This window comes from Marinobacter sp. es.048 (genome assembly GCF_900188435.1).
GTDB lineage: Bacteria > Pseudomonadota > Gammaproteobacteria > Pseudomonadales > Oleiphilaceae > Marinobacter.
This window is the reverse complement of sequence record NZ_FYFA01000002.1, coordinates 142,216-163,302: the sequence shown is the minus strand read 5'-3', so window position 1 is coordinate 163,302 and position 21,087 is coordinate 142,216. Positions and strand designations below refer to the sequence as shown.

13 protein-coding genes and 1 tRNA gene are annotated in these 21,087 nt (G+C 51.3%); 9 read left to right on the top strand and 5 right to left on the bottom strand.

The annotated features are described in order from the left end of the window. Positions 1–2 precede the first annotated feature (2 nt). The 6 genes from CFT65_RS11760 (at position 3) to CFT65_RS11730 (ending at position 10,233) form a co-directional block, all read left to right on the top strand. Entirely contained in the window at positions 3–194 is a 192-nt protein-coding gene (locus tag CFT65_RS11760; protein ID WP_088828337.1) for a helix-turn-helix transcriptional regulator, read from the top strand. After that, positions 191–2,218 (top strand): hypothetical protein, encoded by a 2,028-nt coding sequence (locus CFT65_RS11755; RefSeq protein ID WP_088828336.1) that lies wholly within the window; start codon positions 191–193, stop codon positions 2,216–2,218. The genes CFT65_RS11760 and CFT65_RS11755 overlap by 4 nt, the downstream gene beginning before the upstream one ends. A gap of 44 nt (positions 2,219–2,262) precedes the next feature. Beyond that, positions 2,263–3,470, top strand: a protein-coding gene (locus CFT65_RS11750; RefSeq protein WP_088826071.1) for an IS3 family transposase whose coding sequence is annotated in 2 segments (ribosomal slippage) — positions 2,263–2,590 and positions 2,590–3,470 — 1,209 coding nt in all. Because the reading frame shifts where the segments join, the coding sequence is not laid out codon by codon here. A 717-nt stretch (positions 3,471–4,187) separates the two neighbouring features. Then, positions 4,188–5,747: a type I restriction-modification system subunit M gene (locus tag CFT65_RS11740; protein ID WP_088828334.1), complete on the top strand. Its 1,560-nt coding sequence runs from the start codon at positions 4,188–4,190 to the stop codon at positions 5,745–5,747. Next, positions 5,744–7,015, top strand: coding sequence for a restriction endonuclease subunit S (locus CFT65_RS11735; RefSeq protein ID WP_216360436.1), 1,272 nt, complete (start codon positions 5,744–5,746; stop codon positions 7,013–7,015). Before CFT65_RS11740 ends, CFT65_RS11735 begins: the two co-directional genes overlap by 4 nt. After that, positions 7,012–10,233, top strand: a complete 3,222-nt coding sequence (locus tag CFT65_RS11730) for a type I restriction endonuclease subunit R (RefSeq protein ID WP_088828333.1) — start codon at positions 7,012–7,014, stop codon at positions 10,231–10,233. The genes CFT65_RS11735 and CFT65_RS11730 overlap by 4 nt, the downstream gene beginning before the upstream one ends. A 206-nt stretch (positions 10,234–10,439) precedes the next feature. On the opposite strand, the gene CFT65_RS11725 is transcribed toward CFT65_RS11730, so the two are convergent. The 4 genes from CFT65_RS11725 to CFT65_RS11715 all read right to left on the bottom strand — a co-directional run bounded on the left by CFT65_RS11725 (position 10,440) and on the right by CFT65_RS11715 (position 17,497). Beyond that, positions 10,440–10,991 carry a hypothetical protein gene (locus tag CFT65_RS11725; protein ID WP_088828332.1) on the bottom strand — a complete coding sequence of 184 codons (552 nt, stop codon included), beginning with the start codon at positions 10,989–10,991 and terminating at the stop codon, positions 10,440–10,442. A gap of 103 nt (positions 10,992–11,094) precedes the next feature. Next, complete coding sequence (locus tag CFT65_RS11720) at positions 11,095–15,597, bottom strand: ATP-binding protein (protein WP_216360435.1); 4,503 nt, start codon at positions 15,595–15,597, stop codon at positions 11,095–11,097. A 159-nt stretch (positions 15,598–15,756) separates the two neighbouring features. Beyond that, positions 15,757–16,173 (bottom strand): hypothetical protein, encoded by a 417-nt coding sequence (locus tag CFT65_RS18955; RefSeq protein WP_141103818.1) that lies wholly within the window; start codon positions 16,171–16,173, stop codon positions 15,757–15,759. Positions 16,174–16,276: 103 nt separating this feature from the next. Continuing rightward, entirely contained in the window at positions 16,277–17,497 is a 1,221-nt protein-coding gene (locus CFT65_RS11715) for a HEPN-associated N-terminal domain-containing protein (protein ID WP_088828331.1), read from the bottom strand. A gap of 460 nt (positions 17,498–17,957) precedes the next feature. Between CFT65_RS11715 and CFT65_RS11710 the strand changes: the two genes are divergently transcribed. Both CFT65_RS11710 and CFT65_RS11705 read left to right on the top strand, forming a co-directional pair. Beyond that, positions 17,958–19,099 (top strand): IS3 family transposase gene (locus CFT65_RS11710; protein ID WP_088828050.1). Its coding sequence is split into 2 segments (ribosomal slippage): positions 17,958–18,210 and positions 18,210–19,099, totalling 1,143 coding nucleotides; the frame shifts between segments, so codons are not numbered across the junction. A gap of 21 nt (positions 19,100–19,120) precedes the next feature. Beyond that, entirely contained in the window at positions 19,121–19,744 is a 624-nt protein-coding gene (locus tag CFT65_RS11705; protein WP_088828330.1) for a hypothetical protein, read from the top strand. 284 nt (positions 19,745–20,028) lie between these two features. Here the strand turns inward: CFT65_RS11705 and CFT65_RS11700 are convergent. Further along, positions 20,029–20,119: transfer RNA gene (locus CFT65_RS11700), tRNA-Ser, on the bottom strand. Between the two features lie 211 nt (positions 20,120–20,330). Between CFT65_RS11700 and CFT65_RS11695 the strand changes: the two genes are divergently transcribed. Further along, the gene (locus CFT65_RS11695) at positions 20,331–21,029 is read left to right on the top strand and encodes a Bax inhibitor-1/YccA family protein (RefSeq protein ID WP_014577154.1); all 699 of its coding nucleotides are present in this window, start codon (positions 20,331–20,333) and stop codon (positions 21,027–21,029) included. Positions 21,030–21,087 lie beyond the last annotated feature (58 nt).

The following is a 21,087-nucleotide window of genomic DNA, read 5'->3' as shown; positions in this document are numbered from 1 at the left end:
CCATGAGCAAGCAATCCCTTTACTACGCATCGGATAAACAACTATCCGAATTTCTTGAAGTCAGTCGACAGACAATCTGGCGATGGGTTCGAGAAGGCAAATTTCCCACCCCCATCAAGCTAGGCCCAAATTGCACCCGCTGGAAGCTGTCAGACGTTAAAGCCTGGGAAGCTAGCAGAGAGGCTGCAGCATGAAAGCTCATCCTTACCTCACCAAGAAAGCAATCGACTGGCAGGCAATGGAATGTCTAGGCTGCACCGTCAAACGGACTAAAGTTTTCGGTTTCAGCAGTGACGACAAACCAATTGGACCGTGGGAGGGCGATGCTGTATTCCGACCTCTTTACCTGATTGCTACGGGAGAACCCTGCGGGCATGAGCGAATTCTCTCTGAGCCTGTTCAGCGTAATCCAAACGAGAAGCCAAACAACAAGTTTGCGACCAAGGGTGCCAAAACAGCCCGATCTTGCACACCGATTGGTTTCAAGATGGCCGATCTGGAAACCATGACCGGCAAAATGATCGTCTGTGCTGGACTTGCTGATGGATACCGATTGCATGAGGCAATGGGGCTACCAGTGGCGTGTGGGGTCGGTGAACAGACCATACCCGGCAATGCATCTGCAATTGCCAAACTTAATCCGAATTTGCACCTGATTGCCGCAGTAGACAATGACAAGCCTGGCAAGTCGGCTGGCCAAAATTCCGGATGTAACTGGACATGCCCAAAATCGGCAAAAGACTGGAGTGATATTTATCAGGAATTCGGATCTGATGCTGTGCTGGCAGAGTTTGAGGATGGGATAACCCCCGCTGCAAAGGCAGAGACGCAGATCCCAGAGCAAGCTGATGACGAACGCCAGGCGCAATCCGACAAGATTGTTGCTTTCGTTCAAACCTTCAATGAGATGTTCCACGACCACAACGACATTGCTTACGCCCGGCATTTAGATTCTGGGGAGGTCCGACCGATTGCCGGTAAGGCCTTCAGGCACTGGCTAACAGCTGCTTTTTATGAGCAGAACGAAAAGGCTGTAAGGGATCAGGCTTTGCGCGAAGCCAGGATGACTCTGGAGGGTATCGCAATGCAGGAGCACCGCCCAGTGCACGTACGCGCTGCAACGGTATCAGGCCAGCACTGGTTGGATCTGGCAGAATCCGGTCAAAGCACCGCTTTAGTCATCATGCCTGGAAAGTGGGCAATCCATGACGACGCTCCGGTGATGTTTGCCCGATCTGAGAGCGCCCAGGCGCTACCTCGCCCGATTTCCGGCGGGAGCATCGAGCCTTTATGGCAAATCGCCAACATTGCGCCAAACCAGAGAATCCTGGTGATTGCCTGGCTGGTGGAATGCCTGAGAACAGATACACCCTTCCCCATACTGGAAATGTTCGGTGAACAAGGGTGCGCAAAAAGCACAACCCAGGCCGCGCTAAGAAGGCTGATTGATCCCAACGCCGCCGACCTGAGAGCAGTGCCAAAGTCTGCCGAAGATCTCTATGTAACCGGCGGAACAAACCACGTAATCAGTATCGAGAATGTGAGCTACCTGCCTGCACCCATTCAGGATGCGCTATGCGTTATTGCGACCGGCGGAGGTTTCGCCAAGCGCAAGCTATACAGCGACAGTGACGAGATCGTTATTACCCTCAAGCGCCCAGCAATCCTCAACGGCATAGTGGCTGCCATTACTCAGCAAGACGCGGTATCACGGGCAATCAGTATCGAGCTGCCGGTGATAACTGATGCGAGCCCTAAGGATAAGTTGGACGCTGACTACGAAAAAAATCAGGCCGGTATTCTCGGTGGCCTGCTGGATATTGCGGCAAAAGCCCTTGAATACCTGCCAACCATGACACTGCCGGCAGAACAACGCCCGCGTCTGGCGGAATTCGCTTATCTCGGCATGGCCGTGGCCAAAGCCATGAACCACGCGCCCGAAGCCTTCATGGAGCAATTCAACGCCGCCCGCCAGGACGGACTGGAGCGAACTCTGGACGCCAGCCCGATTGCCTCAGCCATTCGGGACTGGGCAGAAACAAATCCGACTCAAGTAGAGGAGCACTCAGCAAAGCATTGGCTGAATACTCTGGAATATTTCAAACCTCGAAATTGTGACTCGTGGCCCCGTTCACCGAAGGGATTAGGTGATGCAATGCGCCGGGCTGCCCCTGCCTTGCGCTGTAGTAGCCCCCATTTAAACCGGACACCTTGGTAGAAGCAAAGGCCTAGGCATAGACCTAGTGCAAAGGAGTGTCCAAGGTGGAGAGAATCGAAGTCATAACCGGAGTGCAACGTCGTCGCCGGTATTCCGCACAGGAGAAGGCATTCATGGTTGCTGAGTGTGAGCGGCCAGGCATGTCAGTGTCGCTTGTAGCGCGACGTCATGGTATATCAGCAAGTCTGTTGTTCCGTTGGAAGAAGCTGATGAAAGACGGTGGCATGTCCGCGATTGAATCCGGTGATGAGGTTGTCAGTGCATCCGAGGTGAAGGCCCTGAACAAAAAGGTTCGGGACCTGGAGCGGATGTTGGGCCGCAAGACGATGGAAGCTGAAATACTCCGGGAAGCTCTGGAGGTGGCTCAGTCAAAAAAGTTGATCTCGCGCATGCCGTTGCTGCCACCGGACGATACCCTCTGAAGCGGGTAGCGGAGGTACTGAAGGTATCGCGCTCCAACCTTCTGGATCGCCTTCACGGCCGCCAGAAAGGTAGATGTCCCAGATACAAAAAACAGGACGATGACCGGCATTTGCCGGTTATCAGAGAGCTGTGTGAAGTCCGTGCGGCCAATGGCTATCGAAGGATTACGGCACGCTTGAATCGGTTGCTTGCAGCCAACGATGAGCGAGTGAACCACAAGCGTGTGTACCGGCTGATGAAGCAGGATGGGCTGTTGTTGCCCCGTTACACGGGCCGGCCTCAGGAGCGTTGTCACAACGGCCAGGTCATTACGTTGAAGCCGGACCTCCGTTGGTGCTCAGACGGCTTCGAGATCCGCTGTTGGAATAAGGAGGTGGTTCGCGTGGCCTTCAGCCTGGACTGCTGTGATCGGGAACTGATGCGCTATGTGGCGACGACCGGGGGAGTCACCGCTGAGATGGTCCAGGACCTGTTGCTGGAAAGCCTGGAATACCGCTTCGGCCAGTCAGAGCATGTTCCACACCCGCTGGAATGGCTGACGGACAATGGCAGCTGCTACATTGCCAAAGAAACGCGAGCGTTCGCATCTTCTCTGGGCTTTGTGGTGTGCACTACGCCTGTGAGAAGCCCGCAGAGCAACGGCATGGCTGAGGCCTTCGTGAAGACGTTCAAAAGGGACTATATTTACCTGAACGATCTTCCCGACGCCGCCTCTGTGATGGCGAAGTTGCCGGAATGGATCGAGGACTATAACCGCAGTCACCCACACAAGGGACTGAAAATGAAATCGCCCTGGGAATACCGGGCGGAACTGGCATCAAATGAATGAGGTGGTGTCTGGTTTAGCGGGGGCAACTACATGCGCCAACTTGGCATCGAATGTAAATGCTTGGGCAAAATCGGATCGACAGTTAAATGGTGTATCGGCCAAAAAAAGTCTTTGATGCCAAGTCGTCAATGTCTTGAAGTCGTCTACAACTCAGCGAATCAGCACGACATTAAGACTTTCACGACTTCAAGCCAGGGACTTTCTATAGATGGGCCGGAAAAACCTTCCATTCGAACCGGAAGTCGGAGGGTTTTCTGATGACCGCCCTTGCCTACTTGCGCCGACATGGATTGGAGGCAGAAAGTCTTACTGGCGATCGAATTGCGGTTTGGCCGGAGGAGGCTATCACGCCCGCTCTCGAACTTTGGATTATCGAGCACAAACCCGAGCTAGTTAGGGAACTTCAACACAACGACAGCGACCCGCTTACACCATGGCGTATATTCATTGATGGTAAGTGTATAGGGATAATGCTCAGCACCTGCACAACACCTGAGGATGCCAGAAACAGCGCCCAGCAACGATGGCCAAGAAAGTGTGTACAGGCCGAAGAATTCACACCGCACTCAACGTACCTCACCTAGCTCAGGCGAGCCCTTGAGTCTCAGGCCCTGACGTCGTTTTGTGGTGGACTGCAACACCAAATTGCTTGCTATAGTATCCTACTAAACTAGCATCATTCACATAATTCCGAACAAACATCAGGAGCAGTAAATCTTGGTTAATGGAGATGTAGGGAAACGCCTGTGGGCAGCCGCCGACCAATTATGGGCCAACACCGGCCTCAAGCCCGCTGAGTTCTCGGCCCCAGTGCTGGGCCTGATTTTCCTCAAGTACGCCGATAACAAGTATGCCGCAGCCGAGGAGAAGCTCGGTCTGGTGGGATCCGGTGGCCGCCGAAAGGTGAGCAAAGATGACTACCTGGCCGAGGGCGTAATTTTTCTCCCTGAAACCGCCCGCTTTTCTTATCTGCAGTCCCTCACCGAGGGCGACAATATCGGCAAGGCCATCAACGATGCCATGAAGGCCATCGAGGATGAGAATCCCGACCTGAAAGGTGCGCTGCCCCGTAACTACACGGCCCTGGACAACTGGGTGCTGCAGGAACTGCTCAAACAGCTGGGCCCAGTGAATCTATCGGGCGACGCCTTTGGCAAGGTCTACGAGTATTTCCTCGGTAACTTCGCCCTCAAGGAAGGTCAGAAAGGCGGCGTCTTCTATACCCCAGAATCCATCGTCAAGCTAATCGTCGAGATCATCGAGCCCTACCACGGACGCATCTTCGACCCGGCCTGTGGGTCAGGCGGCATGTTCGTCCACTCGGCAGACTTCGTGGAGCGTCACCACAAGACGGCAATGGACGAAATCTCGATCTTCGGCACCGAGAAGGATCAGACCACCGTCAACCTCAACAAGATGAACCTCGCGGTGCATGGCCTATCCGGAGATGTGCGGGTATCCAATACGTACTACGAGGACCCGCATGGGACAATCGACAGCAAAGGTGAAGGCTTCTTCGATTTCGTGATGGCCAATCCCCCATTCAATGTCTCTGGAGTGGACAAAGAGCGCCTGGAAGGCGACCCACGGTTCCGCCTCGGGATGCCCAGGACTGATAATGCCAACTACCTCTGGATCCAGCTGTTTTACGCAGCCTTGAAGCCTAATGGCCGGGCTGGCTTTGTCATGGCCAACTCGGCGGGTGATGCCCGCGGCAGCGAGCAGGCGATCCGCCAGAGACTGATCGAGTCCGGTGCTGTTGATGTGATCGTCTCAGTAGGGCCGAACTTCTTCTATACCGTCACGCTGCCCTGCACCCTGTGGTTCTTCGACCGGGCCAAGAGCGAGACCGATCGTGGCAACAAGGTGCTGTTCATCGACGCCCGCCACCTCTACCACCAGATCGACCGGGCGCATCGAGACTGGCTACCAGAGCAGATCGAGTTCTTGGCTAATGTCGTCCGCCTACATCGTGGTGAAGCCGTAGAGCTCGATCAGGGCAGCGAGCCGCTTCTGATTGAGAAGGGCTTAGGCGAGGGCTACGCCGATGTGCCTGGGTTTTGTAAGGTAGCGACTCGGGCCGAGATCGAGGCTCAGGGCTGGTCACTAAATCCTGGGCGGTACGTTGGAGCTGCAGCGAGAGAGGCCGAGAATGTGGACTTTACAGAGCGACTGGAGGAGCTGGCCGAGGAGTTGGAGGTGCTGAACGCGGAGTCGAGGGAACTGGAAGACCTGATTGGAGAGAGTGTGGTTAAGGTCATGGAGAAGTCCGTATGATCCAGACGTGGCCCAGCTTTCGACTGAAAGAAATCTGTGACATATCTTCCAGCAGAAGAATTCGTGCCCATGAGTACACAAAAAGTGGTGTGCCTTTTTACAGAGGCAAGGAGATCATTGAGAAACACAACGGCGCTTTGAAAGTAACAACAGATCTCTTTATCTCTGAGAAAAGGTTTTCAGAAGTCTGCGCTAAGAATGGCGCCCCCTCTGCTGGAGATCTACTTCTTACGTCAGTTGGAACACTGGGGGTTCCTTATGTGGTTAAGCCCGGAGAGCGGTTTTATTTCAAAGATGGGAATCTAACTTGGTTTCGTAAATTTGATAAGATCATAAGCGACTACCTGTATTACTGGTTCCTTTCTCCATCAGGCAAAGCCGAGCTGAAACGCTGCACAATCGGCTCTTCACAGCCCGCCTTCACAATAGTGCTTCTGAAAGACATTGAGATTGCACTACCACCTCTGGCTGTTCAGCAAAGAATTGCCTCCATTCTCTCCGCCTACGACGACCTCATCGATAACAATACGCGCCGTATCGAGATCCTCGAAGAGATCGCCCAACGGCTTTACGAAGAGTGGTTCGTCTACTTCCGCTTCCCTGGGCATGAGGAGATGGGGTTCAAGGAGAGCGAGCTTGGGGAGATTCCTGAGGGGTGGGAGGTTCAGGAGCTTGGTAATGTTGCTCAGATTAACCCAGAGGCGATTAAGCCGAAATCTGCACCGGATGATGTCCATTACATTGATATCGCCTCTGTATCGCCGGGAAGAATTGATAAAGCTGAGACGATGCAATTCTCTAACGCTCCTGGTCGTGCAAGACGAATCGTAAGATCGGGCGATGTATTGTGGTCGTGTGTCAGGCCTAACCGGCGCTCATGTGCCATGATCATTGAACCGGAGAAAGATACAGTTGCCTCAACTGGTTTTGCAGTATTGAGAGCGGAGAGCATTTCCAAACACTACCTATATCAGTATGTCCGAGCTGACCAGTTTGTTAGCTACTTAGTCAATCGAGCGACGGGGGCTGCTTACCCGGCCGTTAAGGCTTCTGACTTCAAAGAGGCGGTGATCATAGTGCCGCAAGGAGACATTCTCTCTCATTTCGATGATTCGGTCGCGCCCATGAGAAGCCTGATTCACAGGTTGGAGAGGAAAAACGCTAACCTCCGCGCCCAACGCGACCTCCTCATCCCCAAGCTGATCTCCGGTGAGGTCGATGTATCCGACATTCCCATGCCCGAAGACAAGGAGGTAGAAGCCGCATGACACCTCCGCCATCCCACACTTATGCCTACTCCGAGGATGCCCTGGTCGAGCAGCCCGCCATCGAGCTGTTCGGCGACCTGGGCTGGGACACCGCTAATCTCTACGGGGAATGGTCGGGAACGGTATCGAGCGAGGGACGGCTGACCCAACGGGATGTGGTACTGGTGCCTCGGCTGCGGGTGGCCTTGGAGATGCTCAACCCCGAGCTTCCGACTGATGCTCTGGAGAAGGCCATCGAAGAGCTGACCCGCGATCGCGCGACCCTGCTGCCGGTGAACGCCAACCTCGAGATCTACCAGCTCCTCAAGCATGGCGTGAAGGTCGAAGTTAGGGATGAAGATGGTGGCACTGCTATCGAAACGGTACGGATAATCGACTGGAACCAACCTGAGCAGAACGACTTCCTGCTGACTTCGCAGTTCTGGGTACAAGGTGAGCTGCATACCCGGCGCACGGATCTGGTCGGCTTCGTCAACGGCTTGCCGCTGCTGTTCGTGGAGCTGAAAGCCAGCCATAAGACCCTAAAAGCCGCCTATGATGGCAACCTGACGGACTATCGCTCGGTCATCCCCCAGCTGTTCACCTACAACATGGTAATTATGCTATCCAACGGTTCAGAGACGGTGGTGGGCAGTACCTTCTCCCCCTGGGAGCACCTCTTCGAGTGGAAGCGCATCAATGACGAAGGTGAGAAAGGGGTGGTGTCCTTAGTGACCGCCATTCGCGGCATCGCCAAGCCTGAGCGGTTGCTGGACATCGTCGAGAATTTCACGGTGTTTGAGGAGGCAGCAGGCGGCACGCTCAAAAAGATCGCAAAGAACCACCAGTACCTCGGTGTGAACAAAGCCATTGCTGAGCTGCAGCGGATCAAGGATCGCCCTGCCGGAGAGGCTGGTCGATTAGGGGTATTCTGGCACACTCAGGGCTCGGGTAAGTCATTGTCGATGGTGTTCTTCACCCAGAAGATCCACCGCACGATTCCGGGCAACTGGACCTTCGTTATCATCACCGACCGGAATGAGCTGGACGAGCAGATCTACAAAACCTTCGCCGCGACAGGAGCGGTCAACGAGGTGGAGGCCCACGCAGAGAGCGGCGCCCATCTCAAGCAGCTACTTAATGAAGATCACCGATACGTCTTCACGTTGATCCAGAAGTTTGGCACGAGGATTGGCGAGGCCTACCCCAAGCTCTCCGACAGACAGGACATCATCGTCATTACCGATGAGGCGCACCGCTCGCAGTACGACACTTTAGCCATGAACATGCGGACGGCTCTGCCCCATGCCGCTTTCTTGGGCTTCACCGGCACGCCACTAATGGCTGGCGAGGAGAAGACGAAGGAGGTATTCGGCGATTACATCTCGGTCTATGACTTCGGCCAGTCCATCGCCGATGGCGCCACGGTTCCCCTTTACTACGAGAACCGTATCCCCGAGCTCCAACTGATCAACGAAAATCTAAACGATGATTTGACCCGCCTGCTGGAAGACGCCGAACTGGACGAGGATCAGGAAAAGAAGGTTGAGCGCGTATTCGGCCGTGAATACCACCTCATCACTCGTGACGACCGACTGGAAGCCATCGCCGAGGATCTCGTTCAACACTTCGTCGGCAGGGGTCATCAGGGCAAGGCGATGATGGTCTGCATCGACAAGGCCACCGCTGTGAGGATGTACGACAAGGTAAAAACTCACTTGAGGGAATACCTGACCCAACTACAGGCCCACCTTAAGTCCGCCCCTTTGGAGCAGCAGGAGTCGCTCAAGCACAAGATCAAGGTTCTGGATCAGACCGACATGGCGGTGATCGTCTCTCAGGGCCAGAACGAAGTGAAAGATCTGGCGGACAGGGGGCTCGACATTCTGCCCCACCGAAAGCGAATGGTAGAAGAAGACCTCGACGAGAAGTTCAAGGATGCCAGCGACCCGCTGAGGCTGGTGTTCGTCTGCGCGATGTGGATCACCGGCTTCGATGTACCCTCCTGCTCGACCATCTACCTCGACAAGCCGATGAAGAACCACACTCTGATGCAGACCATCGCCCGGGCCAACCGTAAGTATCCTGGCAAGGAAGCGGGCTTGATCGTCGATTACGCAGGAGTTTTCCGAAAACTACAGGAAGCCCTGGCCATTTATGGTGGTGCCCCTCAGGCCAAGGACGACCATCCACCCTATGGAGGTGAAGGCGGATCGGGTACTGATTCCCCGATTCAGCAAAAATCCGAGCTGGTCGAGTACCTCAGACATCTGCTGGCCAGAGCTATTACCTTCCTGACTGAAAAGCAGATCGACGCTGAAGCGATTAAGGCTGCTGGTGGCTTCGACAAAGTGGCGCTGCTAGACGATGCAGTGGAGAAACTATTGGAGAACGAAGAGACCAAGAAAGGCTTTTTGAGCCTCGCCAGAGCCACATCCAGAGTTTACCGGGCCATCTTGCCAGATCCTGCTGCCAACGATCTCGCTCCCGATGCTGTGCTGCTATCCGTTCTCGCTCAGAAGATCAAAGCACTGGAACCGGAAGTCGATATCTCACAGGTAATGCGAGATGTAGACGACCTGCTCGATGGGTCCGTAGCACCGGTTCCCTATGTCATTGAGGATACATACGAAGACAAACTGTTCGACCTAAGCCAGATAGACTTCGAAAAGCTCAAGGCGAAATTCAGTAAGGGCAAGAAGCGCACAGAAACCGAAAGGCTGCGAGCCCTGCTGAATCAGAAGCTAGAAAGTATGATGGCAAAGAACCCCACCCGCAGTGACTTCATGGAAAAGTTGAAGAGGCTGATCGACAATTACAACTCCGGCAGTATGAACATCGAGGCCTTCTTTCAGGAACTAATGGAATTTACTGAGGAGCTACAGGAAGAAGACAAGCGGGCAATCCGCGAGGGCCTCAGCGAGGAAGAGCTCGCGCTTTTCGACATCATTACCAGACCTGCCCCGGAGATGACCAAGAAGGAGGTGGCGCAGGTGAAGGTCATGTGCCGAGAGCTTCTGGATACCCTCAAGAGAGAGAAGTTAGTTCTGGACTGGCGTAAAAAGGCTCAAGCTAAGGGCGATGTGCGCCGGACTCTGGAGATCGTTTTCGACCAGGGATTGCCGGACAGCTTCGATGAAGACATATACAACGAGAAGTGCGATGCCGCTTTTCGTCATCTAATGACCAGCTACTATGGTGGAGGCCAAAGCGTTTACTCCTCAGCGGGAATGCGGTGACCGGGCTAAAATATTTAGGGTCAATTGAATTTCGCAGAAATCTCAAACCGCCCCTGTAAAGTTTTGCGCTTCCGGAACCCGCCTCACCATCTGAGTTCTAACTTCTTCAGAGTATCTAATTTTCGCTCATTACCAATGCATTTATATCTGCGTTTAATTTAAAGGTATCAGTCTTCTACTGTATCGAGTATTTGCCACGTCGCGAGTCACTCATCTGCCTTCCCTGCTTGGTCATGCTCATCCTCTTGGCTGAAAAGCTGATTAATCCACTCTGAGCAGATCTTGATATGACCAACAGCATTCTGGTGTAGACCATTACTACCGTGAGCAGCTGAATTTCGAAGACTGGGTAAAATCCCAATCATTTTTCGCACATATTTTGTGTCGTCTTCAGGATCAACTTCTATATGTGAGAACCCGCTATCTTTAATCCAACCCCGGCTTATGGCTTTTCTTATCAACTTTGGAAACGACCAATTTTCCTTATCAAATTTTAGTTTTAGCGCATGCTCAATGAGAATATAGGTTTTTAGCTGAGCGACCGGATCTAGCGAATAGGAGTACCAAGTATATATAGTTAGATTCTTCGTGACATTGAATTGAGACTGTATCTCCTCCGGAACGAACCCCACTAGCTTTATTTCATCTAGAGCCTGATACATAGACTCAAGAGTTAACCTTGTGCCGGTTAAATCATCAATCAGCCCATGTCGCTCATCTGGCTTCGTAATATCCTCAAATTCTATAAATTTTTCCATAATCTTAATCTTATTCGAGCCGAATACTGTGACCTATTGACCTGCTCCTCTCTATAGACCGTTTTCTAAGCGCAGCTCTTCGATCTACTGTTAGGCCGATGAGTTATTCCTCTTTCCGAAAATGCAAACTCCCAACGGGGCGATCATTTTCCAACCAATAGACGCCGGAGTAGACAAGGCGGCCAAAGAACTCGCTCGATCCAAAATCCGAAGCGAAAAGCTGCTTTTCCCCTCCGATGAGCCAGAGAATCTTCATATTATTCTCTGCCATCCATTCGTTCAGTGCATCTGTCCGCATCAAGGCGTAGCTTGGTCCGTATTCTTCAACGCTCGGGTCAGTGAAAACAATATCTTCTCCCACCCTCCAGCTGCCGAACTCATTTGGCATTCTTTCCATTCCAAGTTCATTAACCAACTCCTTGGCTGGCAGGTAAATCGACAACGTTTCATCTATTGAATGATCGACGTTTCCCCGCTCCCACGAATATTCCGACACAGGGACCATATGTTTTTCGGAAATAAGACTGCGAACGTCAGAGCCCTCTTCCTGCCAATTGGATAGCTGGTCGTAAACAGGATGCCATGGATATTCACCGAGAAATCCATCGCTAACTTTAGGAATCGAGACAGTATCGGGATCAATCAAACTCTCGTTGGAGACCATCTCTTTAATTTTGTCAAAGTCGCCTTCAGTCACTATGACGGAATTTATCCTGAACCAACAATCGAGATACGGGGCCTTACTATTTTCCCCTAATTTCCTTTGTTTCTGCGACCAAAATCCCCTTAGAACACACCATTCTTGTTCTCCAGCAGATTTACTAACGGTCAGGAGTTGAGGAAAATCCGGTACCTTTTTCCGATCCCATAGATAGAATTTCTGAGCTTCTAACTCTTGCAACTGATCGATAGGAAAGCGGTAGGGTTGCCACCACGTCGTCTGTTCATTGTGGAACGTGCGGTACTCGCCATTCTTTCGAAGCCAATTAGTTGGATCAGTATCACGTCTGTGGAGTTGCCATGGTCCATAGTAAATTCGATCTTCAACATCACTATACTCCCGATCGATCCAGTGCATATTGTCTGATAAGTGAGCAAGAAATTCATGAAACCCTATCCATTGATACTTCTTGCCGACGCGCTCCATGGAACCCCCGCCGCGCCCGCGCGAACAAGAACTTTCAAACGATGAGAACAGTTCTTTATTCCACCCCAATTCATAGGCGCGCTTGCATACCCAGTGCTGCGCCCATTTGCGGCTAAAGGCCGCAGGTCGATCATTAGCGAGGCCGGTTAGCCACCGTAAATCTTCCTGTCCTTGACTATCTAAACTTTCTCTAATTCTGTCCAAAAACGCTTCGCGCTCATCCCTTCTTCTTCGAATATCTTCATCAGAAGGCCGCTCGCGCTCGACTTCGCCTTTTACTTGAGCCAGCCACTTTTTGATATCGACAGGCTCTCGTTCCTCCGGCCCGATGAATGCGAGAAACTCCTCTTTAAGGTCGCCATCGAGTAACTCTTCGGCAAACCGGACCTTTAACTCGTAGCCATTTTGAATCTCATCTTGATCTATGGGTGTGCAAGACCAGTCATGAACACAACTCATTGTGTAGTTCCCAAAATCGCCCGGAAATCCCATCAAGGAACTCTTGATATCTGAATAATCGTCATCGCCTATGAGCTCATCGATTTCCTCTTTCGTTGGATTGTCCAGGGGCCAGGAACTCTTGTATGGAGGTCTGAATGATTGAGGCTCTATTCCCTTAGGCAACAGGCCTTTAGATAGCGCGATTTCGAGCACGCCCCTGGCGTAATCCCTCAGAAGGATGTGAGGGATAGGCTGCCCGTCCGCGAAGATTTTATCGAACACAAGCTTTGCAATATCAGTAATAACTGTAGGTTCCTCGATATTGCATAAGGCGCCGTAAACAGCCGCGTACAGCCGCTCAACAAGATATAGATCGTTGACATCACAGAATCCGGAAAACAGGCCTTCGATAATCTGGGTTCTTTCAACAAACAGACGCACGAGCGACTTTGTAGCGCAGTCTCTTACCTTACGGTTCGATGTTGTCAGAAACCACAACAAAACAATTGCGCATAAACGAATTCGCTCATCTTCGGCATTACGAATATCGCCAAAACAGGCCCATTCAATGAGTGTCCGCTCAGTCGACTCATGCCCATCCTCTTCTGAGCTATCGCCCCTCGCAACGTGGATAGACCAGAAATGGTCACGCTCTGCAATCTCTTTGTCTTTCAGGTTTCTATGAAGACGCTCCGCATTCCACGGATGGTCTGGTTCGGTAGAAAGCTTAAGCAAAATATCTAAAGCCGGACTCGAATATTCCGTAGTACCAACATTGTTGTTCAAAATTTCGAGTGTTCTGTCAGAAAAGGAATCGGGTGAGCGCCAGAGAACAGTATTTTCAAATAGCTCCCTGATTTCCCAAGGTGAAACCTTAACGCCCTCGGGAATTAGATCGATGAGTTCAATCTGGAACTTCTCGGCAATAGCGATGAACAAAGCCTCGAGTATACCGGCAACTTGATAAACACCTCGATCCCCCAATATCTGGCCGAGAGGCTCCTCTTCATCGAATATCGTTGCAACGGTTTTGCTATCATGGCCGGCGATTATTTGCCGAGCCACGAGCACGTCACTAAACCTTTCATAGGTGTAACGTATGACGGGATGACCGTCCTTATCGTTTTCGTAGGAAATATCTTCGGCAAGGACCCCTTCATGTAGAAGAAGACCGAAAAGATCATCTCCGCCCTTTTGGGGAGAGATATCAAAATCATTAACGAGCTTGCGTGCATCACCGATAGGAATTCCCGATAGATAATCGGGATAAAGCCTCGAAGAAAATCCGGCCAACGCACTCTGCACGATTTTTTCCGCAGGGCTGTACTGCTTCCTCACTGCAATCGTCTTTTCAACACTTTTCAGGTAGAACTCGAATAACTGTGTCAGTCCACTCAGTCCCTTGGGGAACGAGCTCTGTCCTGAGCTTCTGAGAGCTTTACAACAGGCTTTCAGGAAAAGCGGATTTGAAAATTCTGGCGCAAGAATCGGTGCACTAGGTTTGGAAATCCCCTGTGCAGAGAGATACTTCTCTGCGGCGCGGTGCTCAAACCCCTGGAACCCCTGATGATGAAATTGAATGAGACAAGTTTCATCGACACTATCCGGCAACATATACCCGCAATAGGTCGAGCGGCAGCTAATCAGTAGTGAGACATTTTCAAACCTTGAGATATCGGACAAAAAACCTCTTATAAAGTCCCTCCATTGATCACGGTAAGGTCCTTCATTAATGGCATCGATTACGATCAATGCCTGGCGTTTTCTAGCCTCTCCGGCCGCATCGATTGCGGCTAAAACCTGATTATTGCTAAATTGATGTAGGTCGAGGCTTTGCCTCACAAAATCGAGAGGGTTTCCGCCGCCGTACTGTGCCCCGAGTAAGAAAATAGTTGGCAGACTCTCATTGGCCCTGTGAAGTGCCAGATCACATAGAAGATGTGATTTCCCAATTCCCGCTTCGCCGTAGAGGAGTCCTGCCCCTATTTCGTATGCATGAGCTTTACGGGATTGAAGAAATCTTTGAATTTCTCTGAGAGAGCTGTAAAGGGTTCCGAAATGTTGACGGAAATCTCTACTGCCAGACTCTTCCTTAAATGTCTTCCCTTCGATCAGGTCGCCAAGCTCCCGAAACGGCTCAACTATATTTTGCAGCGCCTGTTTCAGCGCGATCAGATCATATTTGGCAGGTTTATTCTTCAGCCAAGCCGTTAGTCGAGCAAGAAACTCAGTATATGCGCTCTCCAGCCCCGTTAGATCAATTCCACTAACATCTTCAATCTTGTCGCCAGTTACAACCCAGATAAACTTGTCATACTTTTCTTCAAGTGCTGCTTTCTGAGCAGAGATTTCCGACCACCAGCCGTCATTGGCGCAAAGCCCATCAAGCTGTCTGGCGATCGGCAAATCTACGTGAAACTCAGGCGTGAACCGTTCACCCAGAGTCTCCCTACTCTTTAGCGCCAGATGGCGAAGAGTCTCTGAACGCAGTGCCGGTTCGTTAAACCAATAAAGAAGCCGCCCCGAATACCTCGGATCATCAACGGCGAGCATGGTCGTAAGTTCATGTTTACCCCAAAACTCGAACTTTATCGTTCGTCCAGCAGCAAACTTGGTCCATTTCTCAACGAGCTTCCTCCACTCGTCCTCCACGGAAGTAACAGTCTTACCGCCTTTGCCCGTCTTTCGACTATCGGTCTTATCAAGCGGCAAGCAAACAATAAAGTTGCTCATATTGGGATGCTTGGACAAGGCTGTTTTAAATGACTCATCAAGCTGACCCCAGCGAGAGGAACTCATTTCTCCCGTGAAATACTTGGCCTGCCAGCAAATTTCATTGTCATCATTCAGAATCCAGTAGCACTCGACCCCTGCATCTCCACCTGCGCCCTCTTTTCTTATGAACCTCTTAGCGTTTGCCGGTTTCTCTAAATGCGCTAACTGGCAGACTAGCTCTTCAAAGCCGGAGTTCCGACTACCATCAAAAGCGCGAATGTTTGTAAAGTTAATGTCTATCATTGCTTCTTAAGTCTTCTCGGGGGTTCTTTAAATTCATGAACTTAGAACTCTGAGTGGGTTCTGCAAGAGGTTTACTTGATTTCGTTAGCTTCAGTCGAAATTAGCCGTTCGCCGCTGTGGGCGCAGCCTTGCCTGCACTAGTTAGTCATACCTCATACCTCATACTCCAAACTTCCAGTCGCCTCTTTCAGTACATAGCGCTTGCCAAGTGAATTTATCTATCAATTTTTTACCAAACGGGCCATATGTGCCCCATGCTACTGATATATCCTCATCCCAACAGGCATCACACAACAACGCTTCGTAATGCACGTTACCAGAAACGATATCATCTGCTATTCGCTCCAATGAAGCGGGAATACAGCAGTAGCACTTTCTGCTACCCATCGGATCTCGAACGTGTATTGGGCCGATGGTTTGCCGGTACTTAGCAGGAGAAACGATCTTTAGTCTTTGTTGCGCAGCCTTCAATATTTTCTGATTTTCTAGGCGAGTTGCATTGTCTATGAGGTTAAGAAGCTTTTTCTCAGTGTCATGACAACCCTGATTGATTTTGGCTAAAAGCCTCTGGGACACTTGAAATCCTCACTAATTTAACCGTCAAACTGATTATCGCCCGGCTAATGCGCCGGTTTGGAGTCGCCAACCTGCGGAAAATCGGTCGCTTTGCAGCCGGTTGTTATAAGGTGTCTCCCTTCGTGAAATCATCAAATGCCCTCCAATTGGAAAAGACCTCATGCTCCACTTGCACCAGTCCAAAAAGTGAATCCCAACCTTTGAATACACTTCGTGGAGGAAAAACAACCACATTAATACCGTCAGGATTAAGTGTGCTTTGATAGATTACGGCATCTATTACCCTGCCACGGCTAGTCTTCAGTATTTGGCCAAGGTACTCAGAAACAATTTGGGACGGAACATATTCAATGTGTTGCTTTCCATCCTTCGCAACTGGATCTGAGATACTCGCTACAAACTCGCTCATAAAGATGAGGGCATCTCTTGTAAGCTTGTTATCGGTATCGAAAATCGATGGCGGTTGTGGAATGAAAGTAAAGTCAACGGCCAGTAATGGTCGGACTGTTCGGAATGTCCCAATACTTACCCCTGTTGGCGGAGCACCGACGACCTCGAATACAGCGGTACTCCTTTCCATTGCAAAGTACCCATAGCTTATTCCTGGAGGATTCATGCGACCCGCAGAAGCAAGAGTAGGTGGAGGAGGCCCCATTTGTTCAAGTGTTTCAAAAGATTGATCGGAAGAGCGTTCACGAACTCGAAATAGTTGTGTATCGGCAGGAATCTCCTTCAAGAGGTCAAAGTTCTCTATATCTTGACCTATTATTCTCAGAATCTGCTGCGGCGGATATTCGTCCTCAGCAATGAAATCTGTGTCATTCGAATCGGAGAAGAAGTACCGGGTCCGGTGTTTCGTTTTCTCTACGAATGCGCTCCAAGCATAATGACGGCGCTCATGCTCGTGACTCCCAAGCCAGTGCCCATTTGCGCACTGGACCCAATCGTCGTTAACGAACGACCCGCAAACATCTTGAAATAAGTCATCGTTGCATGGCCAACCGAAACTGAGAAGCGCGTCCTCAGTATCTATAATTAGGTTTTCACCTACCCAGTCACCAGAATCCCTAGGCAATCCAGCTGTAGCAGGTTCTGCAAAGTGTTGAAAAAACGCGCTCGACACGTGGACCATTATTTCTTCGAACGGTGCTGCGATTGCGCTGGTCGTAGATATGCCACAATAGGAACATTCAGTCGCACATGCATTCGTGTTCACGACCTCTGCAAGAAATTCGTCTCCAACACAGTCTGAGCAAACGAAGGTGCCTAGAATAGACCAACCACGCTCCTGGTCCTCTATCCAATCGTGCTTAGCTCGACCCATAATACTCCTTGGTGACTGACCGTTGCTGAACTCGAGAACCGGAGGTGTCGGTCACTTCATAACAGCAATTGGAATGAAGCCTCAGTGATGACAGAACTTTGACTGCCTCATGATCACGCTCTGCACTCCAGGCGCACCTTCTCCAAATAACGATAAAGCAACAGCGTAGTCCAGTGCCGATGTCGCCGCCAAGCAATTGTTTGATATCGAACATTTACCCCACTAATCACACTGCATAAATTAAAAGAATATAGGTGTCTAGGTACCCTGCTCTCTTTTGACCGACTCAGATGTAAAATGCTCGTAAACGATTACGCCAGCTGTTCTTCGACATGACGCTGGAAACCGGAAATTTTGCTATTCATTTCGAAAAAATGGTGAACTGACCCTACCCCAGAATTTAGGTCCATTTAAAACTGGAAAATCCGGCATGATAGAGCCTTGAGCAGGAGATCATGCCATGAAGCGATCCCGTTACACCGAAGAGCAGATTGCCTTCGCCCTGAAGCAAGCCGAGCTGGGTACGCCGGTCCCGGAAGTCTGTCGGAAAATGGGCGTCTCGGATGCCACGTTCTACAACTGGCGCAAGAAGTATGGCGGCCTGGGGCCATCCGAGCTGAAGCGACTCAAGCAGCTGGAGGAGGAGAATCATCGCCTTAAGAAGCTGGTAGCGGACCTAAGCCTGGACAAGGCCATGCTTCAGGACGTGGTGGCAAAAAAGCTCTGAGACCGCCTCGTAAACGCCAACTGGTGGCTGACCTACAAAAGCGATATGGGGTCAGCGAACGCCAAGCGTGCGCGGTCTTGCAGTTTTCCAGGGCGTCTAATCGCTATCAATCGGTGGCGAGGGACTCGTCGGCGCTGTCGATGAGGATCCGTGAGATCACGCTCACGCGGCTTCACTACGGTTACCGGCGTGTGCACGTCCAGCTGCAACGGGAGGGTTGGCGTGATAATCACAAACGGGTTTACCGGTTATATCGGGACCAGGGGTTGTCACTTCGCCTCAAGCGTCCGAAGCGTAACAAGGCCGCCAAGAACCGACAGCCGCTACAGCAGGCCAACCATCCCAATCACATCTGGGGCATGGATTTTGTCTCAGACGCGCTGTTTGATGGTCGACGTCTGCGTCTCCTGACGATCATTGATCTGTTCACCAGGGAGTGCCTCGGCATTGTGGTTGGGCAGAGCCTGAAGGGCCACGATGTTCAGGAAGCCCTGACGGCGATTGCGCGCTTCCGGGGCAACCCGGAGGTGCTAAAGACCGACAACGGTTCGGAGTTTGCCGGCAAGGTCATGGATCGCTGGGCCTATGAGCGAAACATTGAAATCGACTTCTCACGGCCCGGGAAGCCTACCGACAACGCAACGGTAGAATCGTTCAATGGACGACTCCGGCAGGAATGTCTGAATGAAAATTGGTTCTTGTCACTGGCCGACGCCATGGAGAAAATCGAAGCATGGAGGACTTTCTATAACCAAGTCAGACCCCATTCCGCATTGGAGTGGTGCACGCCCTCGGACTACGCCAGAAAACATGCGGTTTCACGAAGAAAACAGAAGCAACTGGAGCCGGATTTTTCCAACTCTGGGTGGACCTAATTCGGGGTCAGGGTCAGAACGATGGGCAGCATATTTAGCGGAAGAAAACCTTCAAAAACTGCAAAACCTTTTCCTGAACAGTTCGTGACCCTCGATATTCGAAAACTTCAGAAGAGCGACGGGCTCGAGCCCGGTGAAGCTTATAACCTGCATAAGTACAAACTGGGTGAAAAGTGCGGGATATTTTCGATAGTTGTTTATCCAGGTTGTCTTGAGCTTCGATACACCGCGCGCAGTCACGAGGCGAACCAGTTGCCGCCCCAAGTCATCAACATCACTCAAACACCCTGCCATTTCGGCGGAAATCGTGCTTGGTTTCTCTGCCCGGGGGACCAATGCGGTAGAAGAGTGGCAATTCTCTACGGTCCGAATTTGATGCTCTGCCGGCGCTGCTGGGGAATCGCGTACCAAAGCCAAAGAGAAAATCAAATTCAGAGAATGTTCCGTAAACTGAGGTTGATTGAAGCTAGCTACACTGGTCGGCCAAACGACTCAGCTCCTAGGGATCGAACGCGTCCAGTAGGAATGCACCATCGAACATTTAAGCTATTGCAGGAAAAGCACCAACGCCTGTTCACCGAAATCCAGTTCGCTCAAATAGAAGAGCTGAGGAGGTTGGACGAATTACTGGACAAGTGGGGCTGAGCGATTGAAAACTGAGCCACAACCACACAAACCAGCACGACTTCACGACATTGACGACGTTAAACTGAAGAGTTTTTCGCGCGATTGTGTGAGTGGGAGGACTGCAGGCTTAGACATAACGATTGTGTAGGCGCTTGTTCCGCCCGGTAGAGCCAAGCTTAAAAAGTCTATAATCGCGGAAAATGAGCTATCGGGAAGGTTGGGTTTCGACAATATTTTTTTGATAGGTAGGAAAACAGTTAGATTTTTTAATGCTAGGTAACCGACTGTTTTTTAGGGAAAAATGGCGGTGGGCCAGGGATTCGAACCCCGGGAAGGCTACTAACCTTCGGCGGTTTTCAAGACCGCTGCATTAAGCCACTCTGCCAGCCCACCGGATTTTCCATTCGCCGCCATTGCGACAGCGGTGAGCATGATACCGGAATTGCCTGTGCTGTCAACGCTCTGCATAAAACCCGCCGCATATTTCAACATTAACGGTTTTTAATGGAATCCGGAAAGCGGTTTCCTGTCGTAAATGATTGAAAGTTGCGTATCTGACACTATTATGTGACACAGTATCCAGTCGTTATAAACGGAGATGACAATGGAAGACAGACGATTCGGCGTTCAGAACTCTCAGGGAGCCTATTCGACTCCCCAGACGGAGCGCGCGACTACTGGCATCAGCGATGATGCGATGAAGGTGTTGCGCAACACCTATATGCTGCTAGGCATGACCCTCGCCTTCTCGGCGCTGACAGCATTCCTGAACATGAACGGAACCCACCCGGGCTTCCTGATCACTATCGTGGGATACATTGGTCTATTATTCGCAACCTATAAGCTGAAGAACAGCCCCTGGGGCATTGTGACCACATTCGCACTGACTGGCTTCATGGGTTACACCCTGGGCCCGATTATCGGCGCGTTTGTAGCTGCCGGCGCTTCTTCGATTGTTGCCCAGGCGCTGACACTGACCGCCGTTGCGTTCGTCGGTCTGTCTGCGACAGCAATCATCACCAAGAAAGACTTCAGCTTCATGTCCAGCTTCCTGACCGCTGGGGCGTTTGTGCTGATCGGCGCCATGCTGCTGGCCTTCCTGATGGAGAGCTCTGTTTTGCATCTGGCAGTATCCGCTGGTTTCACCATTTTTGCGTCCATCATGATCCTGTTTGAGACCAGCCAGATCATCAAGGGTGGTGAGCGCAATTACGTGATCGCTACAGTTGGTCTGTATGTATCCATCTATAACCTGTTCGTCAGCCTGCTTCACCTGCTGTCTGCGTTCAGTGGCGAAGATTGATACCAGGCTGAACAAGCCGCTTGAAAACCCCGGCAGTTGCCGGGGTTTTTGCTTTCGG

Excerpts from the sequence above, each read along its gene's own strand:
- CFT65_RS11735 (WP_216360436.1), top strand. The coding sequence starts at position 5,744 with ATGATCCAGACGTGGCCCAGCTTTCGACTGAAAGAAATCTGTGACATA.
- CFT65_RS11760 (WP_088828337.1), top strand. The coding sequence starts at position 3 with ATGAGCAAGCAATCCCTTTACTACGCATCGGATAAACAACTATCCGAA.
- CFT65_RS11715 (WP_088828331.1), bottom strand. The coding sequence starts at position 17,497 with ATGGGTCGAGCTAAGCACGATTGGATAGAGGACCAGGAGCGTGGTTGG.
- CFT65_RS11695 (WP_014577154.1), top strand. The coding sequence starts at position 20,331 with ATGGAAGACAGACGATTCGGCGTTCAGAACTCTCAGGGAGCCTATTCG.
- CFT65_RS11720 (WP_216360435.1), bottom strand. The coding sequence starts at position 15,597 with ATGATAGACATTAACTTTACAAACATTCGCGCTTTTGATGGTAGTCGG.
- CFT65_RS11730 (WP_088828333.1), top strand. The coding sequence starts at position 7,012 with ATGACACCTCCGCCATCCCACACTTATGCCTACTCCGAGGATGCCCTG.
- CFT65_RS11725 (WP_088828332.1), bottom strand. The coding sequence starts at position 10,991 with ATGGAAAAATTTATAGAATTTGAGGATATTACGAAGCCAGATGAGCGA.
- CFT65_RS11705 (WP_088828330.1), top strand. The coding sequence starts at position 19,121 with ATGGGCAGCATATTTAGCGGAAGAAAACCTTCAAAAACTGCAAAACCT.
- CFT65_RS11755 (WP_088828336.1), top strand. The coding sequence starts at position 191 with ATGAAAGCTCATCCTTACCTCACCAAGAAAGCAATCGACTGGCAGGCA.